This window comes from Parabacteroides sp. MSK.9.14, from assembly GCF_019041495.1.
Lineage (GTDB): Bacteria > Bacteroidota > Bacteroidia > Bacteroidales > Tannerellaceae > Parabacteroides > Parabacteroides merdae.
In genome coordinates, this window is record NZ_JAHPXO010000015.1 from 22,566 (window position 1) to 46,757 (window position 24,192).

16 protein-coding genes are annotated in these 24,192 nt (G+C 46.1%); 13 read left to right on the plus strand and 3 right to left on the minus strand.

What is annotated here, in order from left to right; translation table 11 throughout:
- Positions 1-893 precede the first annotated feature (893 nt).
- The 4 genes from KTG12_RS09620 to KTG12_RS09635 all read left to right on the plus strand — a co-directional run bounded on the left by KTG12_RS09620 (position 894) and on the right by KTG12_RS09635 (position 9,016).
- A complete protein-coding gene (locus KTG12_RS09620; protein WP_005636258.1) occupies positions 894-3,932 on the plus strand; it encodes a SusC/RagA family TonB-linked outer membrane protein in 3,039 nt (1,012 codons plus the stop codon).
- A 14-nt stretch (positions 3,933-3,946) separates the two neighbouring features.
- Positions 3,947-5,668: a RagB/SusD family nutrient uptake outer membrane protein gene (locus KTG12_RS09625; protein ID WP_005636260.1), complete on the plus strand. Its 1,722-nt coding sequence runs from the start codon at positions 3,947-3,949 to the stop codon at positions 5,666-5,668.
- Between the two features lie 120 nt (positions 5,669-5,788).
- Complete coding sequence (locus KTG12_RS09630) at positions 5,789-7,561, plus strand: DUF6057 family protein (protein ID WP_138272748.1); 1,773 nt, start codon at positions 5,789-5,791, stop codon at positions 7,559-7,561.
- A gap of 3 nt (positions 7,562-7,564) precedes the next feature.
- The gene (locus KTG12_RS09635; RefSeq protein WP_138272747.1) at positions 7,565-9,016 is read left to right on the plus strand and encodes a PD40 domain-containing protein; all 1,452 of its coding nucleotides are present in this window, start codon (positions 7,565-7,567) and stop codon (positions 9,014-9,016) included.
- A 214-nt stretch (positions 9,017-9,230) separates the two neighbouring features.
- Here KTG12_RS09635 and KTG12_RS09640 read toward each other — a convergent pair whose 3' ends face one another.
- Entirely contained in the window at positions 9,231-10,511 is a 1,281-nt protein-coding gene (locus KTG12_RS09640; protein ID WP_122115867.1) for a M64 family metallopeptidase, read from the minus strand.
- A 191-nt stretch (positions 10,512-10,702) separates the two neighbouring features.
- Here KTG12_RS09640 and KTG12_RS09645 point away from each other — a divergent pair, with 191 nt between their 5' ends.
- From KTG12_RS09645 to KTG12_RS09675, 7 genes are all read left to right on the plus strand, one after another.
- Entirely contained in the window at positions 10,703-13,366 is a 2,664-nt protein-coding gene (locus KTG12_RS09645) for a TonB-dependent receptor (RefSeq protein WP_138272746.1), read from the plus strand.
- 40 nt (positions 13,367-13,406) lie between these two features.
- Positions 13,407-14,786 (plus strand): hypothetical protein, encoded by a 1,380-nt coding sequence (locus KTG12_RS09650; protein WP_005646470.1) that lies wholly within the window; start codon positions 13,407-13,409, stop codon positions 14,784-14,786.
- Between the two features lie 6 nt (positions 14,787-14,792).
- Entirely contained in the window at positions 14,793-15,809 is a 1,017-nt protein-coding gene (locus KTG12_RS09655) for a metallophosphoesterase (protein WP_138272745.1), read from the plus strand.
- A gap of 294 nt (positions 15,810-16,103) precedes the next feature.
- Positions 16,104-17,330 carry a glycine betaine/L-proline ABC transporter ATP-binding protein gene (locus KTG12_RS09660; protein WP_138272744.1) on the plus strand — a complete coding sequence of 409 codons (1,227 nt, stop codon included), beginning with the start codon at positions 16,104-16,106 and terminating at the stop codon, positions 17,328-17,330.
- On the plus strand, positions 17,327-18,142 hold the full coding sequence (locus KTG12_RS09665) for a proline/glycine betaine ABC transporter permease (RefSeq protein WP_005636276.1): 816 nt from the start codon (positions 17,327-17,329) through the stop codon (positions 18,140-18,142). The genes KTG12_RS09660 and KTG12_RS09665 overlap by 4 nt, the downstream gene beginning before the upstream one ends.
- Positions 18,143-18,165: 23 nt before the next feature.
- Positions 18,166-19,035 (plus strand): glycine betaine ABC transporter substrate-binding protein, encoded by an 870-nt coding sequence (locus KTG12_RS09670; protein WP_005636278.1) that lies wholly within the window; start codon positions 18,166-18,168, stop codon positions 19,033-19,035.
- Positions 19,036-19,104: 69 nt separating this feature from the next.
- Positions 19,105-19,824, plus strand: coding sequence for a GDSL-type esterase/lipase family protein (locus KTG12_RS09675; protein ID WP_005636280.1), 720 nt, complete (start codon positions 19,105-19,107; stop codon positions 19,822-19,824).
- Positions 19,825-19,883: 59 nt separating this feature from the next.
- Here the strand turns inward: KTG12_RS09675 and KTG12_RS09680 are convergent, their stop codons facing one another.
- On the minus strand, positions 19,884-20,366 hold the full coding sequence (locus KTG12_RS09680) for a ferritin (RefSeq protein ID WP_005636282.1): 483 nt from the start codon (positions 20,364-20,366) through the stop codon (positions 19,884-19,886).
- 154 nt (positions 20,367-20,520) lie between these two features.
- On the minus strand, positions 20,521-20,949 hold the full coding sequence (locus KTG12_RS09685; RefSeq protein ID WP_005636284.1) for an Hsp20/alpha crystallin family protein: 429 nt from the start codon (positions 20,947-20,949) through the stop codon (positions 20,521-20,523).
- 338 nt (positions 20,950-21,287) lie between these two features.
- Here KTG12_RS09685 and KTG12_RS09690 point away from each other — a divergent pair, with 338 nt between their 5' ends.
- Together KTG12_RS09690 and KTG12_RS09695 are read left to right on the plus strand one after the other, a co-directional pair.
- On the plus strand, positions 21,288-22,781 hold the full coding sequence (locus KTG12_RS09690) for a DUF4153 domain-containing protein (RefSeq protein WP_138272743.1): 1,494 nt from the start codon (positions 21,288-21,290) through the stop codon (positions 22,779-22,781).
- Between the two features lie 5 nt (positions 22,782-22,786).
- Positions 22,787-24,019, plus strand: a complete 1,233-nt coding sequence (locus tag KTG12_RS09695; RefSeq protein ID WP_005636288.1) for a sugar MFS transporter — start codon at positions 22,787-22,789, stop codon at positions 24,017-24,019.
- Positions 24,020-24,192: the final 173 nt, after the last annotated feature.

A 24,192-nucleotide genomic window follows, 5' to 3' on the forward strand; every position in this document is an offset into this window, starting at 1 on the left:
TTATAAAAGTGCCGACTTTCTTGCATGAAGGTCGGCACTTTTGTTGTAAAAGGTCCTTATCTTTCTGTCTGTATGTGCCTATGTATGCTCGAATACATGCTTATGAAACCTGGAACATATGCCTATGGAGCAGGGAATACATGCAAATGTAGCTTGATTTACCTTGCGGGAGAGTCTGTAAGGGCGGACTTGCTATATTGAAGTGTCAGCCTAATTGTTTGAATCGGTAATAAAATGTCCGGTAAGATAGAGACGGGGTGTTATTTTGATTTATCAGAATACTTGTGCTGGCAGAAGTACAGAAAAGCCTTTTCATCCCTTTATAAAAAATCAATCGGAGAAACTTCTTGTTGGAAAGAAAAGAACTACAGTCTTAATAGAACTACGGTATTTTTACAAACCTACCGTGTATTGTGATTGAAAATTCATTAAAAACACATTACCAAACTCTTACCTCGGATATGTTTTAACAATACCATTCTGTTGGGCGTAAAATTAAACAAAAATATCCAAATAAAAAGATTGATTTCCAAAAAGTTTCAAAGGAAGAGACATTGGAAAGTTCTCAAACTGCTTATAATGTACTACTGCAGATATACTTATTTATTTGAAAAACTTCGTTTGAGGGGATGAAAAGTAAGACCTATATCCACTTCTGTTAATATTCAAACCATATCATAAAATCCGAAAACAAATACCGTAGTTCTATTAAGACTATAGTCATTTTAACTGCCTGTATTAATTAAAAATAGTTTATATGGACAACTTAAATATATAGGCCTATGAGATAGGAATAGAGAAAACTGACAGAAAGACTTTAAGTCTTGTTTAGAGTGTGATAAGCCTCAGGCTTAGATCGATTTATTATTAACCTTTTTATAATAATACAGAAAATGCAACAAAAACAGAATTGTGGCCATCCTCTAAGAAGGAAAGGTTCAATATCTCGAGTATCGAAAGTCACTTGCGGACTGCTCTTTTGTCTGACGACAGGAGTATTTGCGGCTGGTGAGAATGTTGAATTGTTAACCTCGGATCGGATAGAGAATGCAGTGCCTGATCAAGTAGGAAAGACCGTGACAATTATGGTTCAGGATGAAATGGGACCGGTAGCGGGAGCTAATGTTGTTGTGAAAGGAACTACGAACGGAAATATCTCGGATATGGACGGAAAGGTCGTTTTGCAGAATGTTCCCAACAACTCGACTTTAGTGATTTCCTTTATCGGTTATACAACCCAGGAAGTGAAGGTCAGCAACCAGGCAACCATCCATGTGAAGCTGGTTGAAGATGCCAAAGCATTGGAAGAAGTTGTGGTGATCGGCTATGGTTCTTTGGACAAGAAGCAGGTGACCAGCGCCATCACCTCGTTGAAGGCCGATGACCTGATGGTCGGTGTGAGCGGGGCGGATATCTCGGCGTCCTTGCAAGGCAAGATCGGCGGTTTGGTGATGAACAACTTGGGAAGTGCCAATTCCGGTACGACATTCCAGCTTCGCGGTATGACTTCCATCAATTCAGGAAAAGCTCCTCTTATCGTGATCGATGGTTTTCCTGGTGGCGATATCCGTTCGTTGACGCAGGATGATATCAAGTCTATCGATGTGTTGAAAGATGCTTCTGCCGGTGCTATCTACGGAACACGTGCAGCCGCCGGTGTGATCCTGATTACGACCAAGAGCGGCTCGGATACGAACGGGAAAGTGAGACTCACGTACAGCAACGAGTTTACGAAAAAACAAAACTACAATGCTCCCGAAATGTTGTCCGGCCGTGAATATGCCGAACATAATATCGGTACGGATTACGGTTCCGATACAAACTGGTGGGATGAGTTGATTAATAAGGGCAACTTCTCCCAAAAACACCATCTTGCATTGGAAATGGGTACGGAAAAGGCACAGGTTTATACTTCTTTCTTCTATGAAAAGAACCAGGGTATCGCGTTGCAGGACGAACGTCAGGATTATGGCGGACGTGTGAACGCATCTTTCAAGTTGTTCGATGATTGGCTGGAAGTCCGTCCGGCCGTGGATTATCGCCAGGCTGCCCGTAACAACCACTATCCGAATTTCCAGCAAGCCATGCGTAACAACCCTACCCGCTCGCCGTACGATCCGGATAGCGAAACAGGCTATAACGTGTGGATCAACGAATCGTTGGACTATAACGTCGTTGCGGATGCCATGCTGGAAGATTACTACGGATTGGATAAATGGTTCAAGCCGGAAGTAAACCTGAAGTTGAATATCAAGCCTATTCCGGGTTTGAATTACCAGCAGGTTGTCGGGTATGAAAACCGTCAATGGGAATTGCACCAATATTGGCCCAGCACACACCGAAGCGAGATTGACAATTCGCGTAAGGGGCATGCCCACCTGGCTTTCAGCAAGACGGAAAACCTGACTTCAGAAGGATATTTCTCCTATGTAAAAGACTTTAAAGGAGGACATAATCTGAATGCAACGGCCGGTTATTCTTATTTTGAAGTCAACGGAGAAAACTTCGGTATGGATAACTATAATTTCTCGGTCGATGGCATCAAGTACTGGGATATAGGCCAAGGCAGCTACCTGACGGATGGCAAGGCCGGCATGAGCTCCGGCAAATCGGTTACGGAACGTCTGTTCTCTTTCTTTGCCCGTGCCAATTATTCCTACCAGGATAAATATATGCTTTCCGCATCTATCCGGCATGAGGGCTCTTCCAAGTTTGCGGCCGACAACCGTTGGGCGAACTTCTGGTCTGCAACGGCAGGATGGCGTATCTCGAACGAAGAGTTCATGAAAGACTTTGACTGGCTGGACGACTTGAAGATCCGTTTCGGTTACGGTGTGACCGGTAATAATGACTTTAGTGCGACTTATATGGCCAATATGTTAGGCTCGGACACGAACTGGATGATGCCGAACGGAACATGGGCGTACTCATACGGTAAATCGCAAAATGTCAATCCTAATTTGGGATGGGAAGAAAAGAAGGAGTGGAACTTGGGTGTCGATTACTCTTTCTTCGAAGGACGCTTGTATGGCAAGTTCGACTACTATCGGCGTGAGGTGGATAACCTTCTGTTCAGTGTGAAGGTCCCGCAACCACCTTATACGCAGGGCAGCCAGATGCAGAATATCGGTAGTATGGAAAGTAAAGGTTGGGAGTTCGAAGTCGGTGGCGACATTATTCGTACAAAAGATTTCACTTGGTCTTCCAGCATGAACCTGAGCCATAATACCGGAAAGATCCTGACGTTGGAGGGTGACAACTCCTATCATAACGGTAATGGTTTCGTGGCTCCGGGAACTCCGGGCGATGCAGCCCGTATGGAAGCCGGTTCGACAATCGGTTCTTTCTATATGTGGAAGTTCGCAGGGTTCGATGACGAGGGCAGTTTCTTGCTGTATAACAAGGATGGCGAGGTGATCCCGGCTGCACAGAAAACGGAGAACGACAAACAGTATATAGGCAACTATACTCCGAAACTGATTATCGGGTGGAGCCATACCTTGACTTATAAGAACTTCGATTTAGGCATCAACCTGCGTAGCTGGATCGATTTCGACGTGTATAATACGATCAATATGTATTACGGCATCCAGGGACAGGGCAACCTGAATGTTTTGAAAGACGCTTACGGCAAGTTCAACCACATCAAGGGCGAAAAGCAGATTTGCGACTATTTCCTGGAAGACGGTACATTCCTGAAAATCGATGCGATCACGCTGGGTTATACGCTTCCGATGAAGAAGTACACGAACAACCTGATCGACCGGATCCGTATTTATGGTACGGTGGGTAACGTTTGCACGATCACCGGCTATAGCGGCATGAACCCGGAGGTGGATATCACGGGCTGGGATAAAGGAACGGAAAAGTTCTGGAGCGATTTTTATCCGGTCGTCCGTACTTGGACATTAGGTATGCAGTTTAACTTCTAATACAAGATTGTAAGATGAAAAAGAAAAATATATTCCAATTGTTTTTATCCGGAGTGATCTGCCTGCTATGCACTACTTCCTGTAGTGTCGAACCTGATTTTTATTCGCAGGTGGTCCCGGAGACTTTTTATAGCTCACAAGATGCCGTATGGCAACGTTTCAACCGTCCGTTTACTCACTGGCGCTGGTACATTGCCCACGACAGTCCGCGTTGGTTGTTGCAGGAACTGGGGACGGACGAGTTCTGTCTGCCTACGCGTGGTAGCGACTGGTATGACGGGGCCGTCTATCAGAAATTCCATCATCATGAGTATACGGAAGACATGACGCGTGTCGAGACGGGCTGGACCAACTTTGCGATGGGAGTCGCTTTGGCTTGGGATGCATTGGAAGATTTGGAAAATGTCGATTTCGATGCATTGGGCTTTGAAGAGGGTACGCGCGAATCCATGTTGAACCAGCAACGTACGCTGGCAGCGTCCTTCTATTTGGACGGTTTGGACTTCTTCGGAGGGGTGCCTTTGTACACGACGACACAGAGCGAAGTGAAAGGACGTTCGACGGATGTCGAGACATTTAACTTCATCGATTCCTTATTGAAAATAGCCGTTCCGAATCTTCCGATCAAAGAAGAACTGGGAGGGATGGAAACCGGTTCGATCCATCGTGCAGCCGGTGCAGCCTTGCAGGCTCGTTTGTATTTCAATGCCAAGTCTTATATCGGCAAGGAGATGTTTACCGAAGCCGCCCAGATCTGTCAGGACATTATCGACGGTAAGTACGGACAGTATGCATTGGAAACGGATTGGACGAACATATTCGGATTTGACAACGAACGTTGTCCTGAGCTGATCTGGTCCGTACCCAGTCAGAATGCAAAGACCGAGACGGATGCCATGTATTGGGGTATGATGGTTCCTTACAACTATAAGAACTACCTGGGTGGACTGGAAGGTTCCGGTTCGGACAATGCCCTCGGACTGGTGCCGAGTCTCGATCCTACGGGTAAGCGTTATCCATATAAGCTGGGTGGAGCGTACGCGAAGTTCAATGATAAGGATATCCGTAAGCAACCTTATGTATATGAAGGCAATGGCAAATATCGCGGTATGTTTATCGTTGGCGAATTGGTGAATCCGTTGAATCCGGAATGGGTTTGTACGGGTACGCGCGAGTATGCCGGAGAGGTGATCACGGTTGTCGACCAGATCGCTCATTTTGCCAAGGTCGGAAAAGATCCGCTTTATCCGGATGTGGCTTCGTTACCTTCGACGGTTGCGACGGCAGAAGAAAACTCCGGGGTACGTGTGACGAAACGCAGTCCGCGTCCGACTCAGGAAGAGTTCAAGCGGAAAGGCGATCCGGACGTACCTGTGATCCGTCTGGCCGAGATCTATTATATGCTGGCCGAATGCAAGATGCGTGCCGGTGACAAACAGGGGGCTGCCGATCTGATCAATACAGTCCGCAAGCGTTATTTCGAAGACGGAGTCGATCCCGATCCTGTAACGGCTGCTAATCTGGACAAATACCGTATGCTGGACGAATGGCAATTGGAATTCTTGGCCGAAGGGCGCCGCCGTACGGACTTGATCCGTTGGGATGCCTATGTGACGGAAGACTGGTGGGATCATAAGGCGACGAACAATCCGAACCTGAATCGTTTCCCGATCCATTACAGTCTGATCGGTGCTAATAACCTGCTGGAACAGAACCCGGGTTACGGCAGTAAGTAGAATGTGAAAGACTATAAAGTATAATTTTACTCTTTAGACCGGGGGAGAGAGGAACAGTCGTCAAAAGGCGACTTCCTCTCTTCTTTTGTTTCATTTCCTTTTAACGAAAACGATGAGATTATGACTGGGAGGACGCTTGTATTTTGGCTGTTCGTATTTATCGGACTTTGGTTTTTCTTTTGGTCGTTCGGGACTTCCACGTTCCAACGGCAGGAAGAGGTGCAGTTGTTTATTCCCGAATGGGTGGTTATCCGGGATATGCTGTCTGTCCCCGGTGGCTTTTGTACGGTGGTCGGGCAGGCTTTGGTTCAATATTATACTGCTTCCCTGTTTGTCTTGTGTGTTAACAGTATTTTCTTGTGTGTGGCCGGTTTCTTGTGTTATCTACTTTTACAGGAAATCGCACCGCGCGGATATAATTTGTTGCTTGCCCTGTTTCCTGTTTTAGGATTGCTGAAGGTCCATACGAGCTCTTTTTACGTGTTGGACGGGACGGTCGGGCTGATCCTGCTTCTGCTATTCTCTTATGTTTTTATCCGTATACGGAGAATGAAGGTGCAGTTGTTTTATGGTGTGGTGAGTGTGTTTCTCGTCTATGGTTTGACTGGCCAGTTGGCGGCACTTTACGGTCTGGTCGTGGTTTGCATGAGTCTTTTGTGCCGAAGGAGGAAATGGTCTGGTTCGCTTGCTGTGTTTTTGGCTGGGGTGTTGTTGACTTATATCGGTATTCGTTTGGCTACCGGTATTCCGTTGACAGACGGGATTTATTCGGAAAGGTATCAGGAGTCTCAGTTGCAGCCGGACTCTTATGTCTATTTTATCTGGATTCGTTTTGTCGTCTTGCTTTTGACTCTATTGGTGGCGGCCTTCGCGATGAAGTTTCTTCCCAGAGGAAAGCGTTCGGTCGGAGTTGTCGTTACAGGCAGTTTGTTGGTCGTCCTGTTTTGCTTTTCCGCATTTTGTCTGCCCGGACCGTATGAAGTCCGGAACAACCGGATGAACGAGTTATCCGTTTGGGAGCAAAGGAATGACTGGGACACGATTATCCGCGAACATCCGGAGAAGGAGGTGACGGATTATGTCAGCCTTAACTATTTGAATATGGCATTGGCTCAAAAGGGCGCTTTGGGCGACCGGTTGTTCCATTATGACCAGAAAGGGCCGCAAAGCCTTCTGGCTTCCTGGGACCGGACTTATTATATGAGTTGCCTGTTGAGTGATATCCATTATATGATCGGGGATATCAGCCTTTCGGAAGGATATGCGATGGAAGGCCTGACACTTGCCAAGCGGGGAGGAAGCCCTCGTATGCTTCAACGATTGGTGAAGATTAGCTTGATACGGAGAGATTTTGCTTTGGCGGATAAGTATCTGGGTATACTCGGCCGGTTGCCGGGATATCGGCGTTGGGCGGAAAAATATACCGGCTATGTTCGTCATTCCGAAAGGATCGGGCAGGATGGAGAGCTTGCCGCGAAGACAATACCGGCCTTCCAGCCGGACAATTTGCTTTGCCTGACCGGCATCGACAGCCTTTGGGTTGGACATCTTTCGGAACCAGGCGTAAACCGGGTTGCATGGGAATATTTAGGTTGTTCCTATCTGCTGGCGAAGGAAATGGAGAAGTTCAAGATATTCCTGTCCCATGCCGGTAGATTTTTGCCGGGACAGTCCCTTCCTGTTCATTTTCAGGAGGCGGCATTGGTTTTGGCGACTGAGGACCTTTCTGTCCTTGACTGGGTTTCCATCCGGCCTGAGATAGTGCAACGCTATAAACAATTCCAGAAAGATATTCTGAAGATCAAGAATGGCGCAGACGGGCTGCCTTGGCTTTACCGGCAATATGGAGACACTTTTTGGTTTTATTATTATTGTAAGAATTTGAATGGATAGTCTATGAAGTATTTATATTCTCTGTTGTGGCTTTGTACGGTTTTCTTTTTCTCTTGCAATGGTGGATTGCCCGATGCGGAGGAAACGGAAGGTGAAATAGAAATCTTTCCCGATTATAAAGGGGTCGCAGTCCCTTGTAATATCGCTCCGCTGAACTTCAAACTGAAAGAACCTTGCGAAGCAATCGCCCTATTCTCCGGCAAAGATCAGCAAATACGGGTGGATTCGGATAACGGTTCTTTCCAAATCCCGGAGAAGAAGTGGCGCCGGCTGTTGGACGCATCGGTTGGAGGGAACCTTACGGTCGGGATCTATATATGCAAAGATGACAGATGGTTTCGATATCCTCCTTTTTCCATTCAAGTAATCAAAGATAAAATCGATCCCTATTTGGTCTATCGCCGTATCGCACCAGGCTACCGGATGTGGAACAGGATGGGGATTTACCAGCGTTGCCTGGAGGATTTTACGGAAGAAACCTTTCTCGACAATAAGCAGACGAATAATAATTGTATGAACTGCCATTCCTTCTGTATGCAGAATCCGGATCGGATGCTTTTCCACCAACGTGCGCTACATGCCGGGACCTACATACTGACGGATGGTGATATCGAGAAGCTGGATACGAAGACCGAACGGACTATTTCCGCTTTGGTCTATCCCGCCTGGCATCCGTCCGGGCGATATGTTGCATTCTCGACGAATGATACGAAACAGGATTTTCACCTTTCGGATGCGAACCGGGTGGAAGTGTTCGACAATCGATCGGATGTCGTGGTCTATGATGTGGAGAAACATGAAATCGTAACAGCTCCCCATTTATCTTCGGAGGAGAATATGGAGACTTTTCCGGCATTCTCTTCGGATGGCAGACGGTTGTATTTCTGTTCCGCACCGGCGTGCCGGATGCCTGAGTCATATCGGGAAATCCGCTACAACCTGCAAAGCATAGCTTTCGATCCGGAAAAACGGAGTTTCGGCCAGACGATAGATACGCTTTACAACGCTAATGAGGAAGGACGGAGCGCGAAGCTGCCGAGAGTATCTCCCGATGGCCGTTTTCTGATGTACACGGTTTCGGATTATGGCAACTTCTCGATCTGGCACAAGGATGCGGATTTGCGACTATTGGACATGTTGACAGGTAAAACAGATTCCCTTCTCCAAGTGAACAGCAACGATGTCGAAAGCTATCATTCCTGGAGCAGCAACAGCCGGTGGTTCGTTTTCAGCAGTCGTCGGGATGACGGGCTGTATACACGGCCTTACATTTGTTATCTGGGTGCAAATGGTGTTCCCGGCAAACCTTTCCTGTTGCCTCAGAAAGAGACGGACTATTATGAACGTTCTCTCTTCTCTTTCAATATTCCCGAATTCATTCGCGGTAAAATCAAGGTCGATACTTATAAATTGATCGATATTAGCAAATATGGGGAAGCGGTACGGTTAAAATAATTATATCTTATAATGAATTTTCCCGTAGCAGACACTTCGTCTCCTCGGTGAAAGATGACAGATAATCAATCATGGCGTTTTTCAACACTCCCGTTCGAAAAGACATTCGACACGAGAAAAGACCACCATAAAGCTATGCTTTGGCATCCGTAACCCATAGCTTTACAGAGGCTAAAGCTATGGGTTACGGTTTGCTGGGCGCCTATAGATTTTATTACTTGTCTGTCAAGAAATCGACCATCTGAAGAATGGCTCGTGAGCAAGCCGGACAGAATGGGGCGTAGTCGCGCATCATACAGTGATCCATCGGGCGATAAATGCCTTTCGACAGGTAACCGCCTCCTTCGAACACGCCGGCTCTGTCCTTATGTCCGGCATCGAGTGGGGTAGGAATAGGAGTGTCTGCGGGCAATAAGTCTTTCCATTTGCTGCCGAAATCGACTAAAGTTGTGATATTCGGTTCCCACGGTTCGTATTTCAGGTTATAGAAATCCTGGTAGGCGACTTCCGAAGAAAAATATTCGTCTGCCAGGCCGGCGAAGCTATGTCCGAACTCATGTGTAAAGACGACAGGTGTCCGTGGGTTGTCGGCTGTCCCGCAGGCATAGAAGTTGTACATGCCGCCACCGCCGTACATATCTGTGTTTATCAGCAGGAATATTGCATCACATGGTACGTTCCAGACGGCATCGCGGATCGATTTCATATCCGGTGTTGTCAGATAACGGTCTACACCGAATGTATAATAACCGGAATTGAGGGCAGTGTTCTTGAAGATACCTTTACCCGAAACATCCGTGCCCGATTCTTCCGATACCAGGCAGACAGCCCATACGTTGAAGTCGTTTCGACGTGTCGTGAAAGGAGGAGTCGCGAACAAGGCTTCTGTAAACCTGTTTGCATCTGCTACGAATTTCTCCTGTTCATCCGCCGTGTATCCTTCAGCAATAAAAACAAGGTCCACTTTTTCTGTCGAGTCGCCGCTTTTCTGTATCTGATGCACTTTATTGGCTTTCAGTTTTCCCCGGTCGATGAAGATACTTTTGGGATCGATCTCTTGTTTCAGCAACGGATGGAATTGCATGTCGGCCTTGTCGCGTGCCGTGATCTCGACATAGATAGGTACTTTCGGGAAAGGAACGGAAGCGCTGTTTGTCCACGATTGTGTTTCTGTCTTAGCCTGTTCTGTCGAGCGCCATTCTTCGAACAACGTATTGAAGCCGCGTGAGTAAATCAGCTTATTCGTAGCTTTGTCATAGACATTAATATAATAACCTCCGTAATTGAACTTATCGATCAGGTTCTTGACCGGACCTCCCCATACCGGTTCTTCACGCAACCCTTGGATAGCAGCCGATTGTGACTTTAGATTACCGCTCAAGGCAAAATCCACCCGGAGACTTTTCTTTTCGAAATATTTGTCGAAGTCACTCTGGGCAAATACGGAGAAGTTGCATAGAATGGCAAGAAGTAAAAGTGAAATCTTTGTTTTCATATTAGTATGCGTTATTATGTGTAATTCTTACTCGCAAATATAAGACTTTTTGTAGATTCACCGGTCGATATCGTTTAAATATGTAGCTTTTTTGTTCCTTCTGTTTTCTGCCTGTAACGTAATTGTAAAAAGAATGAAGTGTTGCTGTTATCCGCACCTTCTACTTTTGCGGCGGAAAAGAAAAACAAATAATGAAGCAATTACTACTCGTTTTATTTTTGACTTTGACTCCGGCTGCTTATCTGACCGCTGCGACAGTTAAAGGTTGGGTTAAGGATGCGCAGACCGGCGAAGAACTGATCGGTGCTGCTGTGTATGTGAAAGAAAATCCGGCGATGGGAACGACAGCCGGGCTGGACGGGACATTCGTCCTGAAAGATGTGCCGGAAGGAAAAAACATCACGTTGGTTTGCAGTTATATCAGCTATGAGACACAGGAACAGAACGTAAACACGCTGTCCGGCCGGGATGTACTGTTTAACATGAAGCCTTCGGCCATGAACCTGGAAGGTGTCACGATCATAGCCGCCAATCCGGGACGTACCGAAGCCGGTGCCCGCGGGATTGAGAAGCAGGCGATGAATGTGGTCAACGTCATGAGTGCGAAAGCGATCGAGCTGTCACCGGATATTACGGTTGCCAATGTGATCCAGCGTATGTCCGGCGTGACGGTCGAGCGTAACAGTAGCGGAGAAGGTCAGTATGCCATTTTACGGGGTATGGACAAACGGTATAACTATACGTTGGTGAACGGTGTGAAGATTCCGAGTCCCGATAATAAGAACCGCTTTGTGCCGCTTGATATCTTCCCCTCCGAGATGCTGGACCGTCTGGAGGTGACCAAATCCTTGACGGCGAATATGGAGGGAGACGGCATTGGTGGCGCTGTCAATCTGATCATGAAAGATGCTCCTTCCGAACGCCAATTTACGGCCAACTTGTCTACCGGTTATAACGCGATGTATTTCGGTCGTGACTTCCAATCGTTCAACCGGGGCGGTATCGTAAAGAAATCTCCTTACGAAGCGTTGGGGAAACCGGAAGATTACAAAGTGACGATGGAAGACTTTACGACTTCGAACCTACGGATGAAATGGAAGAAACCGCTGCCGGACCTGACTGCCGGACTTTCGTATGGCGACCGCTTTTTTGATGATAAATTGGGCGTCATGTTGGCGGGGAGTTTTCTGAGTACCAGCCGGGGAAAGGAAAGTCGGCTCTATTATCAACCGGGAACGAGCCATAACGGGATAGAATACCGTAATTATTCATCGGAACAGACACGTATCGGTGTGCATGCCAAACTGGATTACTCCTTGAACGACAACCATAAGCTGACTTGGTATAACGGTTATATGGATATGAGCGAAGCCGAAGTGCGCGATGGGGAAGATGAAAAGGAACGGGCTGTCCGTATGCGTTGGAACCACCAGTATATCATCAATTCGACCTTAAAAGGCGAACATTTGTTTCTGTCTGGCGGAGCGTTGCGGTTGAACTGGTCGGCTGTCTTGTCCAAAGCATTCAGCGAAACGCCCGATAATGCGGAAATATATCTGTTGGGTTCCCACGTGTCTACTACGGATGCGGCCAAACGTCGTTGGGAACATAACTCGGATAAGGACAAAGCCGGATATGTCGATCTGGTATATAAGTTGAAATTGGATGGCGGGGCGATCCTGGATTTCTCGGCCGGAGGTATGTACCGGGATAAGAAGCGTGACAGTTTCTTTAATGAATATACGTTCAACTCGGCTACCGGTTCCAAGAATCCGCAATATATCAATAAGGACTGGTTTAATTTTGACGAGATACAGTTCGTCCCCCGTCCTTATGGCAACATAGGGGACCCTCTGAATTACGATGCAACGGAAAAGATCGGTGCCGGATATGGAATGGTGAAGTATACCTTGAAGGAATGGGAATTGATCGCCGGGGTGCGTGTCGAGCATACGAATCAGGGATATGTACTGAAATTTCCCCGCGATGTTGATCCGGAAGGAAACCAGGACTATACGGATGTATTGCCGAGTTTCCATGCCAAATACGGTATCCATCGAAATGCCAACCTGCGTTTCTCGTATGCGCGTGCCATCAATCGTCCGAGCTTTTTCGAGATCGTGCCTTACAGCATCATTAATGAAGATTATAAGGAAAAGGGAAATCCGGACTTGAAGCATACGGTTGCCGACAATATCGATTTACGTTATGAATTTTTTCCAAAGTCTTCCGAGCAGTTTATGGTCGGCCTGTTCTATAAGAATATCCAGGACCCTATCGAATACGGGTTGTTGAACGAAGGCCAGGATACCTATTATAAACCGATGAACTTCGGTGACGCCAAGAATCTGGGGATGGAAGTCGATGTGATGAAATACTTCAACTGGTTCGGTATTAAGGCAAACTATACCTATACACATTCGAAGGTCACGACAGACAAGCGTATCATGGAAGGATCGGAAGTGAAGTCGGTGCGCCAGTCCCGTCCACTGTTCGGACAGGCGGCCCATGTGGCAAATCTCTCCCTGCTTTTCAAAGAGACCAGGCACGGCTGGGAGGGCCAGGTGTCTGCCAGCTATACGGGAAAACGTCTGAGCGACATTTCGAACTGGTATGAAGATGATATATGGGAGGACGGCTACGCCCAGCTGGATGCTTCGATAGAAAAAAGTTTCAAGAACGGCATCAGTATCTTTGGCAAGGCCTCCAACCTGTTGGATATCCCGCTCTTGCGCTACATTCAGAAAGGACCGCATACGGAGAGTGTGGATTCAGACCGGCATAATGGGAATGTGATCGAACGGAAAGAATGGCACGGTCAGTCATTTATGCTCGGCATCCGGTATAAACTTTAACATAGCAATTATATTAATATTTACATTAAGCATTTATTTTATGAAATTCAATGCATTATTAGTGAGTGCAGCCATGATGGTCATGACTTTGGCTGCTTGTGGTGACGATGATCCTGTTAATCCGGATAATAATCAGGGTGGAAATGAAGATACGGAGACTGTGGAGGGGGATGTCGAGGGGACTTGGAAAGCCAATTCCATCATATTGGTATCAGGCCATATCACAGTACCGGCCGGTAAATCCCTGACAATAGAGGAAGGTGTGCAGGTTATCTTTGATGACAAAGGTGTCGGAGCCAACCATGTCCCTGTTGAATTTACGGTAGACGGCAATCTTTACTGTAAGGGAACAGCTGAAAATCCGGTCCTTTTCTCCGTAGCTGAGGAAAATCGCACGAAAGAGAATACGTTTGCCGGCTTATGGGGTGGTATCGTCGCTTCGAACAGTTGCGAGGAAATGTTGATCGACCATACCGTTATCGAATATACGGGTGGCCAAGTGGTGGAAGGTTCTCCGGCTGCGGCCAACGGTGTATATACGGCCGGTGACGACGCTTATCCGCAGATCACGACTAACAATATCAAGGGGAAATATGTCATCACTAATTCTGTTCTTCGTAATGGCTGGTCTGACGGTATTTATTTGATGGGCGGACAGGCAATCATAGCTGGCAATACGTTTGCTGCCAACGGATATGACGGGGCGGAAGCTGTCAATGTAAAAGCCGGATGTACGGTGGATGTCGCCGGTAATATCATGTTCAGCCCGAACACTAACGGATTGAAACTGTCCAGTTCAGGCCAGAGCGAAACGCGCGGCCAGGCTAAGGTTCAGGCCTACAATAATACAATCGTCAATGCCGGTTGGCGTCGCGACGGTGAGAAGGGTGGTTGTGTATATGCTGAAAAGAATGTGTTGGCGAATGTTTTCAACAACTTGATGGTAAATTGCAAGTTCCGTGCCATGACCCCGAGCTTCAAGAACCCGAACGACCCTGAAGAGGGTTATAGCGACCAGTCTGTGATCGATTATAATTTTTATGCTTCCGGCAGCCAGAAAAGCGATATTGTATATGAAGAGGAAAGCGGTGTCGCCTATGCATGGGCCGGTTATAACTACGAACATAAGAATTACAACTCCGGAGTAGTGGATGTGCATAGCATTATCGCTACTGAAAATGATTTGAAGGACCCGCTGTTCGAAAACTTTGCCGTTAACGAAGTCGCTTTGACCGAATATGTATATGATGAAGGATGGGATTTCCATGTCAAATCCGGTTCTCCGGTATTGGCAGGCGCTAATAGCGGAACAGATGCCAACTTAGTTCCCTACTTTTCGACAAACGGGCTTTCCGTAAATGGTGTCACTTACCATTCGCCGGCGGTGAAAGCACAATTCGGAGCTTTCGGTTTAAAATAAAAGAACATGATGAATAGAAGAATTTATTTACAGACCTTATCGGCTTTGTTCGCAGTCTCCGCTTTCGGGGGCTGCACTTCTGCCGGTAAGCAGAAAGGAGCGTCGAATTCGGAAACGGATATTGCCGGTCCTGCTTTAGCAGGGGAGGCATTCGACGTTCCGGCCGTATCGGAAGAAAGCAAAAATTTTTATCTGGTCAGCGACTTGGGACGGAACGGTTATTACGAACAAAAGACGATTGCCGAGTTGATGGGAAATCTGGCGGAAAAGATAGACATCGAATTTATTGTCGCGGCCGGGGATACTCATCATTTCGAGGGGGTAGCCAGTGTCGACGATCCGTTGTGGATGACAAACTACGAGCTTGTTTACAGCCATCCTGAGCTGATGCTGGAGTGGTTTGCCGTCAACGGGAACCATGAGTATCGCGGTAATACGCAAGCGGTATTGGATTACGGCAAGAAAAGCCGTCGTTGGATCGTCCCTTCCCGTTATTACTCAAAAGTCGTGGAGGCGGGTGAAAATGAGAAAGCCTTGTTGGTATTTATAGATACTTCGCCTCTGATTGACAAATACCGTGAAGATACGGAGAAATATCCCGATGCCGGCAGACAGGATATGGAAGAGCAGCTTCAATGGATCGAAAAAACGCTTGCCTCTTCTGCTGAGAAATGGAAGATCGTAATCGGCCATCATCCTGTCTATGCCGATACGCCGAAAGAGGAAAGTGAACGTGCCGATATGCGTAAACGTTTGGAGCCTCTGTTGGACAGATATGGTGTCGATATGTATTTTTGTGGTCATATTCATAACTTCCAGCACATCCAGCCTGCTGACAGCAAGGTTGACTATCTGGTAAATACATCCGGTTCACTTTCCCGTAAGGTAAAGACTGTCGAGGGTACGAAGTTCTGTAATCCGGAAGCCGGGTTCACTGTAGTCAGCATGGAAGATAGTAAGTTATCCTTTTATCTGATGAATGGAAAAGGGAAAATACTGTACGAGTACAGCCGAACAAGATAATACCATCGAAAAAGAACATATTTATTCCTTGTTAGTCCGGAAATCTCCTTGTATTTCATATGCAAGGCGATTCCGGACATTTCCTTTTGATCGAAAATATGAATGATTGATTCTTTTGATTTTGTTGTTTTATTGTTTGATTATAAGTGATTTATTATACTAATAAAGACGAGCGAAAAACCGAACTTATTGTCTTTTTTAAACTAAACGCGTTTTTCCCTGTTTATTAAATAGACACCACATGCCCGGTCCTGGGAATTACTTCTAAACATGACCAAATATAATTTTTAAAATATGACGAAAATAGAAATAAAAGACTTATCGATTCTTTTCGGACCTGAGAAGGCCAAAGCGAAAAAGATGGTTAAGCAAGGTAAGAGCAAACAGGAAATTTTAAAAGAAACAGGCTGTACCATAGCTGTCCGTAATGCCAATCTGGAAATAAAGGAAGGAGAGATGTTCGTGATAATGGGGCTCTCCGGTAGTGGTAAGTCGACGTTGGTGCGTTGCATTAACCGGCTGAACGAACCCTCTATGGGAGAGATATGGCTGAGCGGTAGGAACATCACATCTCTGTCGGATAAGGAACTGTTGCAAATACGCCGTAAGGAGATGGCGATGGTATTCCAGCATTTTGGACTGTTGCCTCACCGGACTGTATTGAGCAATATAGCTTTCGGGCTTGAATTGCAGGGAGTGCCTAAAGAAGAGCGCGAAAAGAAAGCATATGAAAGCATAGCCGTTGTAGGATTGAAAGGATATGAGAACCAGCGTGTGGACGAACTCTCCGGAGGTATGCAGCAGCGCGTCGGGCTGGCACGTGCTTTGGCGAACGACCCGGAAGTCCTGTTGATGGACGAGGCTTTTTCTGCCCTTGACCCACTTATCCGCGAACAGATGCAGGACGAGTTGCTGGACTTGCAGGAGAAGATGAAACGTACCATTGTCTTTATCACACATGATCTGGACGAGGCCATCAAATTAGGCGACCGTATTGCCATTATGAAGGATGGCGAAGTCGTACAGGTCGGGACGCCCGAAGAGATATTGACCGATCCGGCGAACGACTATGTCACCCGTTTTACCGAGAGTGTGGATCGTGGGCGTGTCGTTACGGCCTCTTCCATCATGCTGACTCAACCGATCGTTGTCCGTATCCGCAAAGATGGTCCGGAGGCCATAATCCGCAAGATGAGGGAAAAACGTTTGTATGCATTGCCCGTGATCGGTGCGGACGAGCAGTTCCTTGGTGAAATACGGTTGAAAGATGTGCTGCGGTTGCGTAAGGAAGGGGCGCGGGATATCAGTTCGATTGTCATGAAAGAGGTCCCTTCCGTATTGGAGAGTATGACAGTCGAAGATATGTTGCCCCTCTTGCCGAAAGTCCAGCAGGCTTTGCCGGTGGTCGATGAGAATAACCGTTTGAAAGGTGTCGTATCGACTTCAGCCATCATTATCGAGATGACCGGAAAAGATCAGAAAGAAATAGAAGAAATCATTCAAAACGCAATAGATTTATGATAAATATCGGAAAATATATAGAAATGGCCATTAATTGGCTGACAGAAAACTTTGCTGGCCTTTTTGATGTAATCAACCACATCGTAGGCGGCTTTATCGACGGCTTCCAGGGAATACTGATGTGGGTCCCGTTCTACCTGATGATTGCGGGAATAGCAGCTTTGGCTTGGTGGAAAGCCGGAAAGGGAACTGCTGTCCTGACCTTGCTCGGTTTACTTTTGATTTGGGGGATGGGGTTTTGGGTACAGACCATGCAGACTGTGGCGCTTGTCTTGTCGTCGACGATCATCGCCTTGTTGTTCGGTGTCCCGCTGGGAATCTGGACCGGGCGAAACGATAAGGCGGCTAAGGTGATCCGTCCGGTTTTGGATCTGATGCAGACGATGCCCGCTTTTGTCTATTTGATTCCGGCTGTCCTGTTTTTCGGACTAGGACCTGTTCCGGGCGCTTTTGCCACCGTGATATTTGCCATGCCTCCGGTTGTCCGTCTTACCGACTTGGGAATCCGTCAGGTTCCGGAAGATATTGTAGAGGCGACCCGTTCGTTCGGGGCCACTTCGGGACAGCTTCTTTTTAAAGTACAGCTCCCGTTGGCTTTACCTACCATTATGGCAGGAGTGAACCAGACAATCATGATGGCTCTCTCTATGGTTGTGATTGCGGCCATGATCTCGGCTGGCGGATTAGGTGAGATCGTATTGAAAGGAATCACACAAATGAAAATCGGACTTGGTTTTGAAGGCGGCATAGCCGTCGTGATTCTAGCGATCGTTTTGGATCGTATTACACAGGGCTTTGTCCGTAGAAAGTAAAACAGATAAAAAGAAAAGTATTTATGAGAAGATTGATTATCATTATAAATTTATCCCTTATTGTAGCCTTCATGATGATGTTCGCTGATTGCAGCGATTCCTCGAATGGCAGGAAACAGGTTTCGATCGGTTATGTAAACTGGTCGGAAGGCATAGCCATGAGCTATCTGGCGAAAGTCATGCTTGAGAGCAAGGGGTATGATGTGATGCTGCGAAATGCGGATATTGCACCGGTCTTTGTCTCGATGGCGGCCGGTAAAGTCGATGTTTTTATGGATGCATGGCTTCCGGCTACACATGCCGATTATATAAGGAAATATGGCGATAACTTGGAAGCGTTAGGAGTAGCCTATAAAAATGCCAGGATGGGGCTGGTAGTCCCTTCGTATGTCACGATCCGTTCCATAGAAGAATTGAATGAGCATAAAGAGAAGTTCCGTAACGAGATCATCGGTATCGATGTCGGGGCCGGCTTGATGAATGAGACTGAGCGTGTCATCCGGGAATATCCGGTCGAGCTGACGTTAAAACCTTCGAGCGGTGCGACAATGGTCGCATTTCTCCAGAAATCGATTGAGAACAAAGAGTGGATCGTGGTAACCGGCTGGACTCCCCACTGGATGTTCTCCCGCTACGACCTTAAATTTCTAGATGATCCGCAAAAACAGTACGGCGATGCCGAACAGATTCAGATTATGGCAACCAAAGGCTTTTCTGACAAAGATCCGTATGCAGCCGCTTTTTTCCGGAACTTTTCTCTCGATAATGACCAATTGAGCGAATTGATGGATTTGGTGGAGGCTTATCCGATGCACGAGGAAGAAGGTGCTAAAATTTGGTTATCGGAACATCCGGAAGTGAATGAATTTTTTCCTACATTCGCAGAAAAGTAGAAAAATTGAATTATGAAGGATATCCGGAAAGTTATAGGTTTATTGTTGTGTATGACAATCTGTTGTTATATGACGGGCGAGGAAAAGAAAAATCTGAATATAGTATTTATCGGAAACAGCATAACGCAAGGCGCTTTGTTGGAAAATCCGAGACATGAGGCTCCCCCTGTGAAGGCCGCTTTGTATCTGCGCAGGCAGCCGTCTGTCGGAACTGTCCGCTATTCCAACCAGGGGGTAAGTGGAAGTACGACTTTTGATTTTCTGCCTCAAACCGATTTGCTATTCCCGAAGGTGGTCCGGGTCGCCGACCAGTTCAAAGATGAAACTTGGGCGACTTTGATCTTTTCTATTATGCTTGGGACGAACGACAGCGCTATTACAGGACCGAACGGAGCTCCGGCCTCACCTGCCAAGTATTATGAGAATATGAAAACGATTATCGATAAGTTGCTGGCACTCTATCCGGAATGCAAGATCGTATTACACCGGCCGGTATGGTACAGCCCGAATACATACAACGGAGCCAAATACCTGGAAGAGGGATTGAATCGTCTGCAAAGTTATTATCCTGAATTACAGGCGTTGGTTCTCGATTATTCCAAACATTTTCCCGGACAGGTCTTTATGGGAGATACGGATGGTTTCGATTATTTCAAGACGCATTATAAAAACGAACTCTTCCCCGAAAAGGGAAATGCAGGAACTTTCTATCTACATCCTAACCGGAAAGGGGCTTCTGCTTTGGGAGAGCTGTGGGGGAAAGCGATACTTGGGGCAATTGACAATTGACAATTAATAAGAATGTGTCAACTAATTGTCAATTGTCCATTATCAATTGTCCATTGTTTTTATCTTTTGCCCAATCTGTGGTCAAGGATACCAACATGGCATTCGCCATAGTTCTTCAACTGTTCTACGATTTCTTTAGCTGTAGATTCTTCTTCAACCTGCTCGCGAACGAACCCAAAGAGGAAGTCTCTTGATGCATGGTCTTTATCTTCTTCTGCGATATCGACCATTTTGTCGATCAGTTCGGAAACGTAGCATTCGTGTTTGTAAACATGTTCGAATAATTCTGTGACGCTGCCCCATGCAGTAGGAACGACATTGATCTGCCCGATTGTGATATCACCGCCGCGGTCGATAGTGAAGTCGATCATTTTGTGGGCATGCTCCATTTCTTCTTCTGCTTGCTTTTTCATCCAGTGGGCGAAACCGTTTAATCCCAGTTTCTGGAAGTGCACGGACATGGACAGATACAAGTTGGATGACCACATTTCTGCATTAACCTGTGCGTTAAATGCTTCGGATAATTTCTTGCTTAAAATCATAATTTTATTTCCTTTCTTTCAATTAGATTTATAATACGATACAATGTTTATATAGGCAAAGATATAGATAAAAAGATAATGGTTTGCTTTAACCGGATAATATTTTTCCAATAAAACAAACCATTATAGCCTTTAGTTTATATGAGACAACAGATTATTTGATTTCGATAATCTTTTCAGCTTTCTTGGCTGCTTCCTCGCTCATTTTCGGGATGATGATGTTCAACACGCCATTCTCGACTTTTGCTTCGATCTTTTCTTTCTCTGCGTTTTCGGGAAGAACCATTGTCTGCTGGAATTTGCTATAGGAGAATTCGCGTCTCAGATAGCGTCCTTCTTTTTTGTCTTCATTCTTTTCTTCTTTTTTCTCCATCGATACGACCAGATTGTCGTTCTCGTCGATGCGGATGTTGAAATCGTCTTTTGTCATACCAGGAGCAGCAACTTCTACCCGATAGTCCTTTTCCGATTCAATCACGTTGATGGCGGGAGCTGTAGAGTTCGCTTTAATCATCCAGTCGTTGTCAAATAAATCATTGAATACATACGGTAACCAATTTTGACTTCTTCTCATCGGTGTCATAATACAGTCCTCCAATTATTTAGTTAAACATTTATATTCTTTTTCGCTCTCGTCTCTTCTAACCCGAAAGCACTATACCAACTTCAAAAGACATGCCAAAACAATATGTCCGGCGTTAATATGAATAAAGGATGATAAACGAAGTTGAAAATCCTTTCCGGAGGCCATGATTTTAGGTAAACAGGCTTACTCGTATGGATATATGTGTTTGAAAATGGGATTGTTAATGGAGAGTGTCTGTAGGAAAATTTGGCAGAAAAGGAACCATTTTGGCATGTAAATAGTGGCAGAAAAGCAATAACGCTTATCTTTATGGCCTAATTATAAATATTGAAGGTATGAAAAAGAAAATAGAGGCTCTTCTCAAACGTTTACAGATAGCAGTGCGGCACAATCCGGCCGAAGTAGTTCTGTCTGTTTTATTTTGCTGTTTCGGTTGCGCGCTGTATGAGACATCTTGGGCAAGACTGGCTGTTGTCGTTTATTACTTCCCGGTCTTATTCCTGATTACCTGTACATTGAATTCGATGACGGAAGGATCGCGCTGGCGTTTTGCCTATTATCTGTCTGTGTTGTTCTTTATTCCGTTTTTCTGGAAGGAGAAAGATTTCTGGTCTGTTTTCTATTGGGTGACGCTCGTAGTAGTGCAACTGCTATATCTGGTGTGCGACTGGAGACGGGATAACGATAGGTTTGTCAGGAAAGGGCTTTGTTACCTTCGGGCGATGCTTTCTGCCGGATTGCTGGCCGGGATTGCCTGGCTGCTTTCTATCTCCATCTATTATTCGATCCAGTATATTTTTGAGATATGGCAATATGGGGAACGGCGGTTTATGGCCTATTCGTCCAGTATCGCATTTGCAGGGATATTGCCGTTGTTGTTCCTTTTGTTTAACCGGGAGAAAGAGGAGGAGGAAGGCGTGAACAAACTGTTCGATGTATTGCTGAATTACGTCCTTTCGCCGGCCTTGCTGATATATGCGGTTATCTTGTATCTCTATTTTGTCAAAGTGGCCGTTTTGTGGTCCTTGCCCAAAGGTGCGGTTGCTTATATTGTCGTTAGTTTTATTTCGGCTACATTCATTCTGAAAAGTTGCCAGCCGTTCCTGGAGAGAAGATATTATGATTGGTTTTACCGCTATTCCGGTTGGGCTGTACTTCCGGCGTTGGTCATGTATTGGGTGGGAACTTTCTACCGGATCAACCAGTACGGATATACGGAAGCGCGGGTGTATCTGGTGGTGGTAGGCGCTATCCTGACGGGGACTGTCCTGCTGTTCTTTTTCCGACGGACCGCACATTATTTGTATGCGGTTGTGCTTGCCGTCGTTTTGTTGTCCTTTGTCACGTATATACCGTGCATAACAGCGAGGGACATAGAACGGATCTCGCAGGAAAAGCGCGACAATTATCCGATTCCGGCAAATCCGGGCAATTATTATGAATATGTAACCATTACCGATTATTCACCTTTGGATATTACGGGATATGAAACGCTCCAGGCTGTCGGCCGCTATGACGAAGGCCCGATAAACAGCATGATACAGATGGACACCTTCTATTTATGCGATAAAAACTCACTAATTCTTTTTGAAGCAGAAAGAGATTCTTTGCTTTTCCGCCAGATGGAGAAGGTTGGGTTGGCTCCGTCCGATTCGATCCCGGATGATTTATATCCGGATATTCTCCGGCTGGATCTGGATTCGGCTCTGTATGTGTTCGGCGAGATTTCTGTCTACCGCAGTTCGCCGGATTCGGCTTATACGGTCTCTTATATGGGAGGAGGGTATTATCTGAAAAAAAGAGTATCTTTGCCGACTCGTAATAAATAGCAAGCATGAAAAAGAATAATCAGAAAACTTTGTTTTCCGCTCCCGGAGGGAAGTCTTATCTTGTCCCGTTTATATTGATCACCAGCCTGTTCTTGTTGTGGGGTTTTGCTCATGGTCTGTTGGACGTATTGAATAAGCATTTTCAAGGTGTCTTTACGATGACGAAGGCGGAGAGCGGCCTTGTGCAGTTCTCCACTTATATCGCTTATTTCCTGATGGCGCTCCCTGCCGGTATGTTCATGAAGCGGTTCGGGTATAAGAAAGGGATTATTTTAGGGTTATGCCTGTTTGCTGTTGGTGCGTTCGCTTTTATTCCGGCGGCTTATTTGCATTCGGCATCTCCATTCCTGATCGCCCTTTTTGTGATTGCCTGTGGGCTTTGTATTCTGGAAACGGCAGCCAACCCTTATTCCACGATTTTAGGGCCGGAGGAATCGGGGGCGCAACGCCTGAATTTGTCTCAATCGTTTAACGGGTTAGGTTGGATATTAGGCCCGCTGGTCGGTGGCATGCTGATATTCGGTGGCGAGGAGAGCGATCCGTTTACGCTGACGAAACCATATATCCTGGTTGGCTCGGTTGTTTTACTGGTAGCCATTCTTTTCATCTTTACCAAGCTACCCGAAGTACAGGTGGAAGAAGATACGGATGCGGAAGAAAAAGAATATGTACCCGCATCCGGTACTGCCTCCATGTGGAGACATCCGCAGTTTGTCCGGGCTATTATTGCACAGTTTTGCTATTGTGCTGCCCAGACGGGAATTTTCAGTTTCTTCATTAATTATGTGACGGAAGTCGATACTTCGATGACGAATATTGAGGCTTCGCGTATCTTGGCTTTCGGAGGAATGGCTTTGTTTATGATCGGCCGTCTGTCCGGCAGTTTTACGATGAAGTGGATGTCTCCGGCCCGTCTCCTGACATGGTTCGCTTTGGCGGATGCTGTCTGTATGGCGTTGGTCGTCGTGTCTGTCGGTACGGTTTCTTTGTATGCGCTCTATCTTTCTTTTTTCTTCATGTCCATTATGTTCCCGACAATCTTTGCACTCGGCCTGGAAGGTATGGGTTCTTCTACAAAGAAAGCATCATCCTATATCGTTATGGGAGTAGCAGGCGGAGCCTTTGCCCCAATGCTGATGGGATATATCGGGGCCGATAACATGGCGATTGGGTTTGTGATTCCGTTGTTGTCTTTCCTGTATATCCTGTATTTTGCTTTGCGGTGCAAGAAGAAATAACATAAAAAAAATCTCTATTTATACTGTCATACTATCATACTTTGCCTTCTGCCGATTGAATATTAAGGTGTACAAAAAATGATAGGAGGCATGATGGTTGTTTTTCCACTATCATATTATCATAAAGACAAGCACATTTTTTATCAAAGCATATAGCTTATTTTTAAGTAACT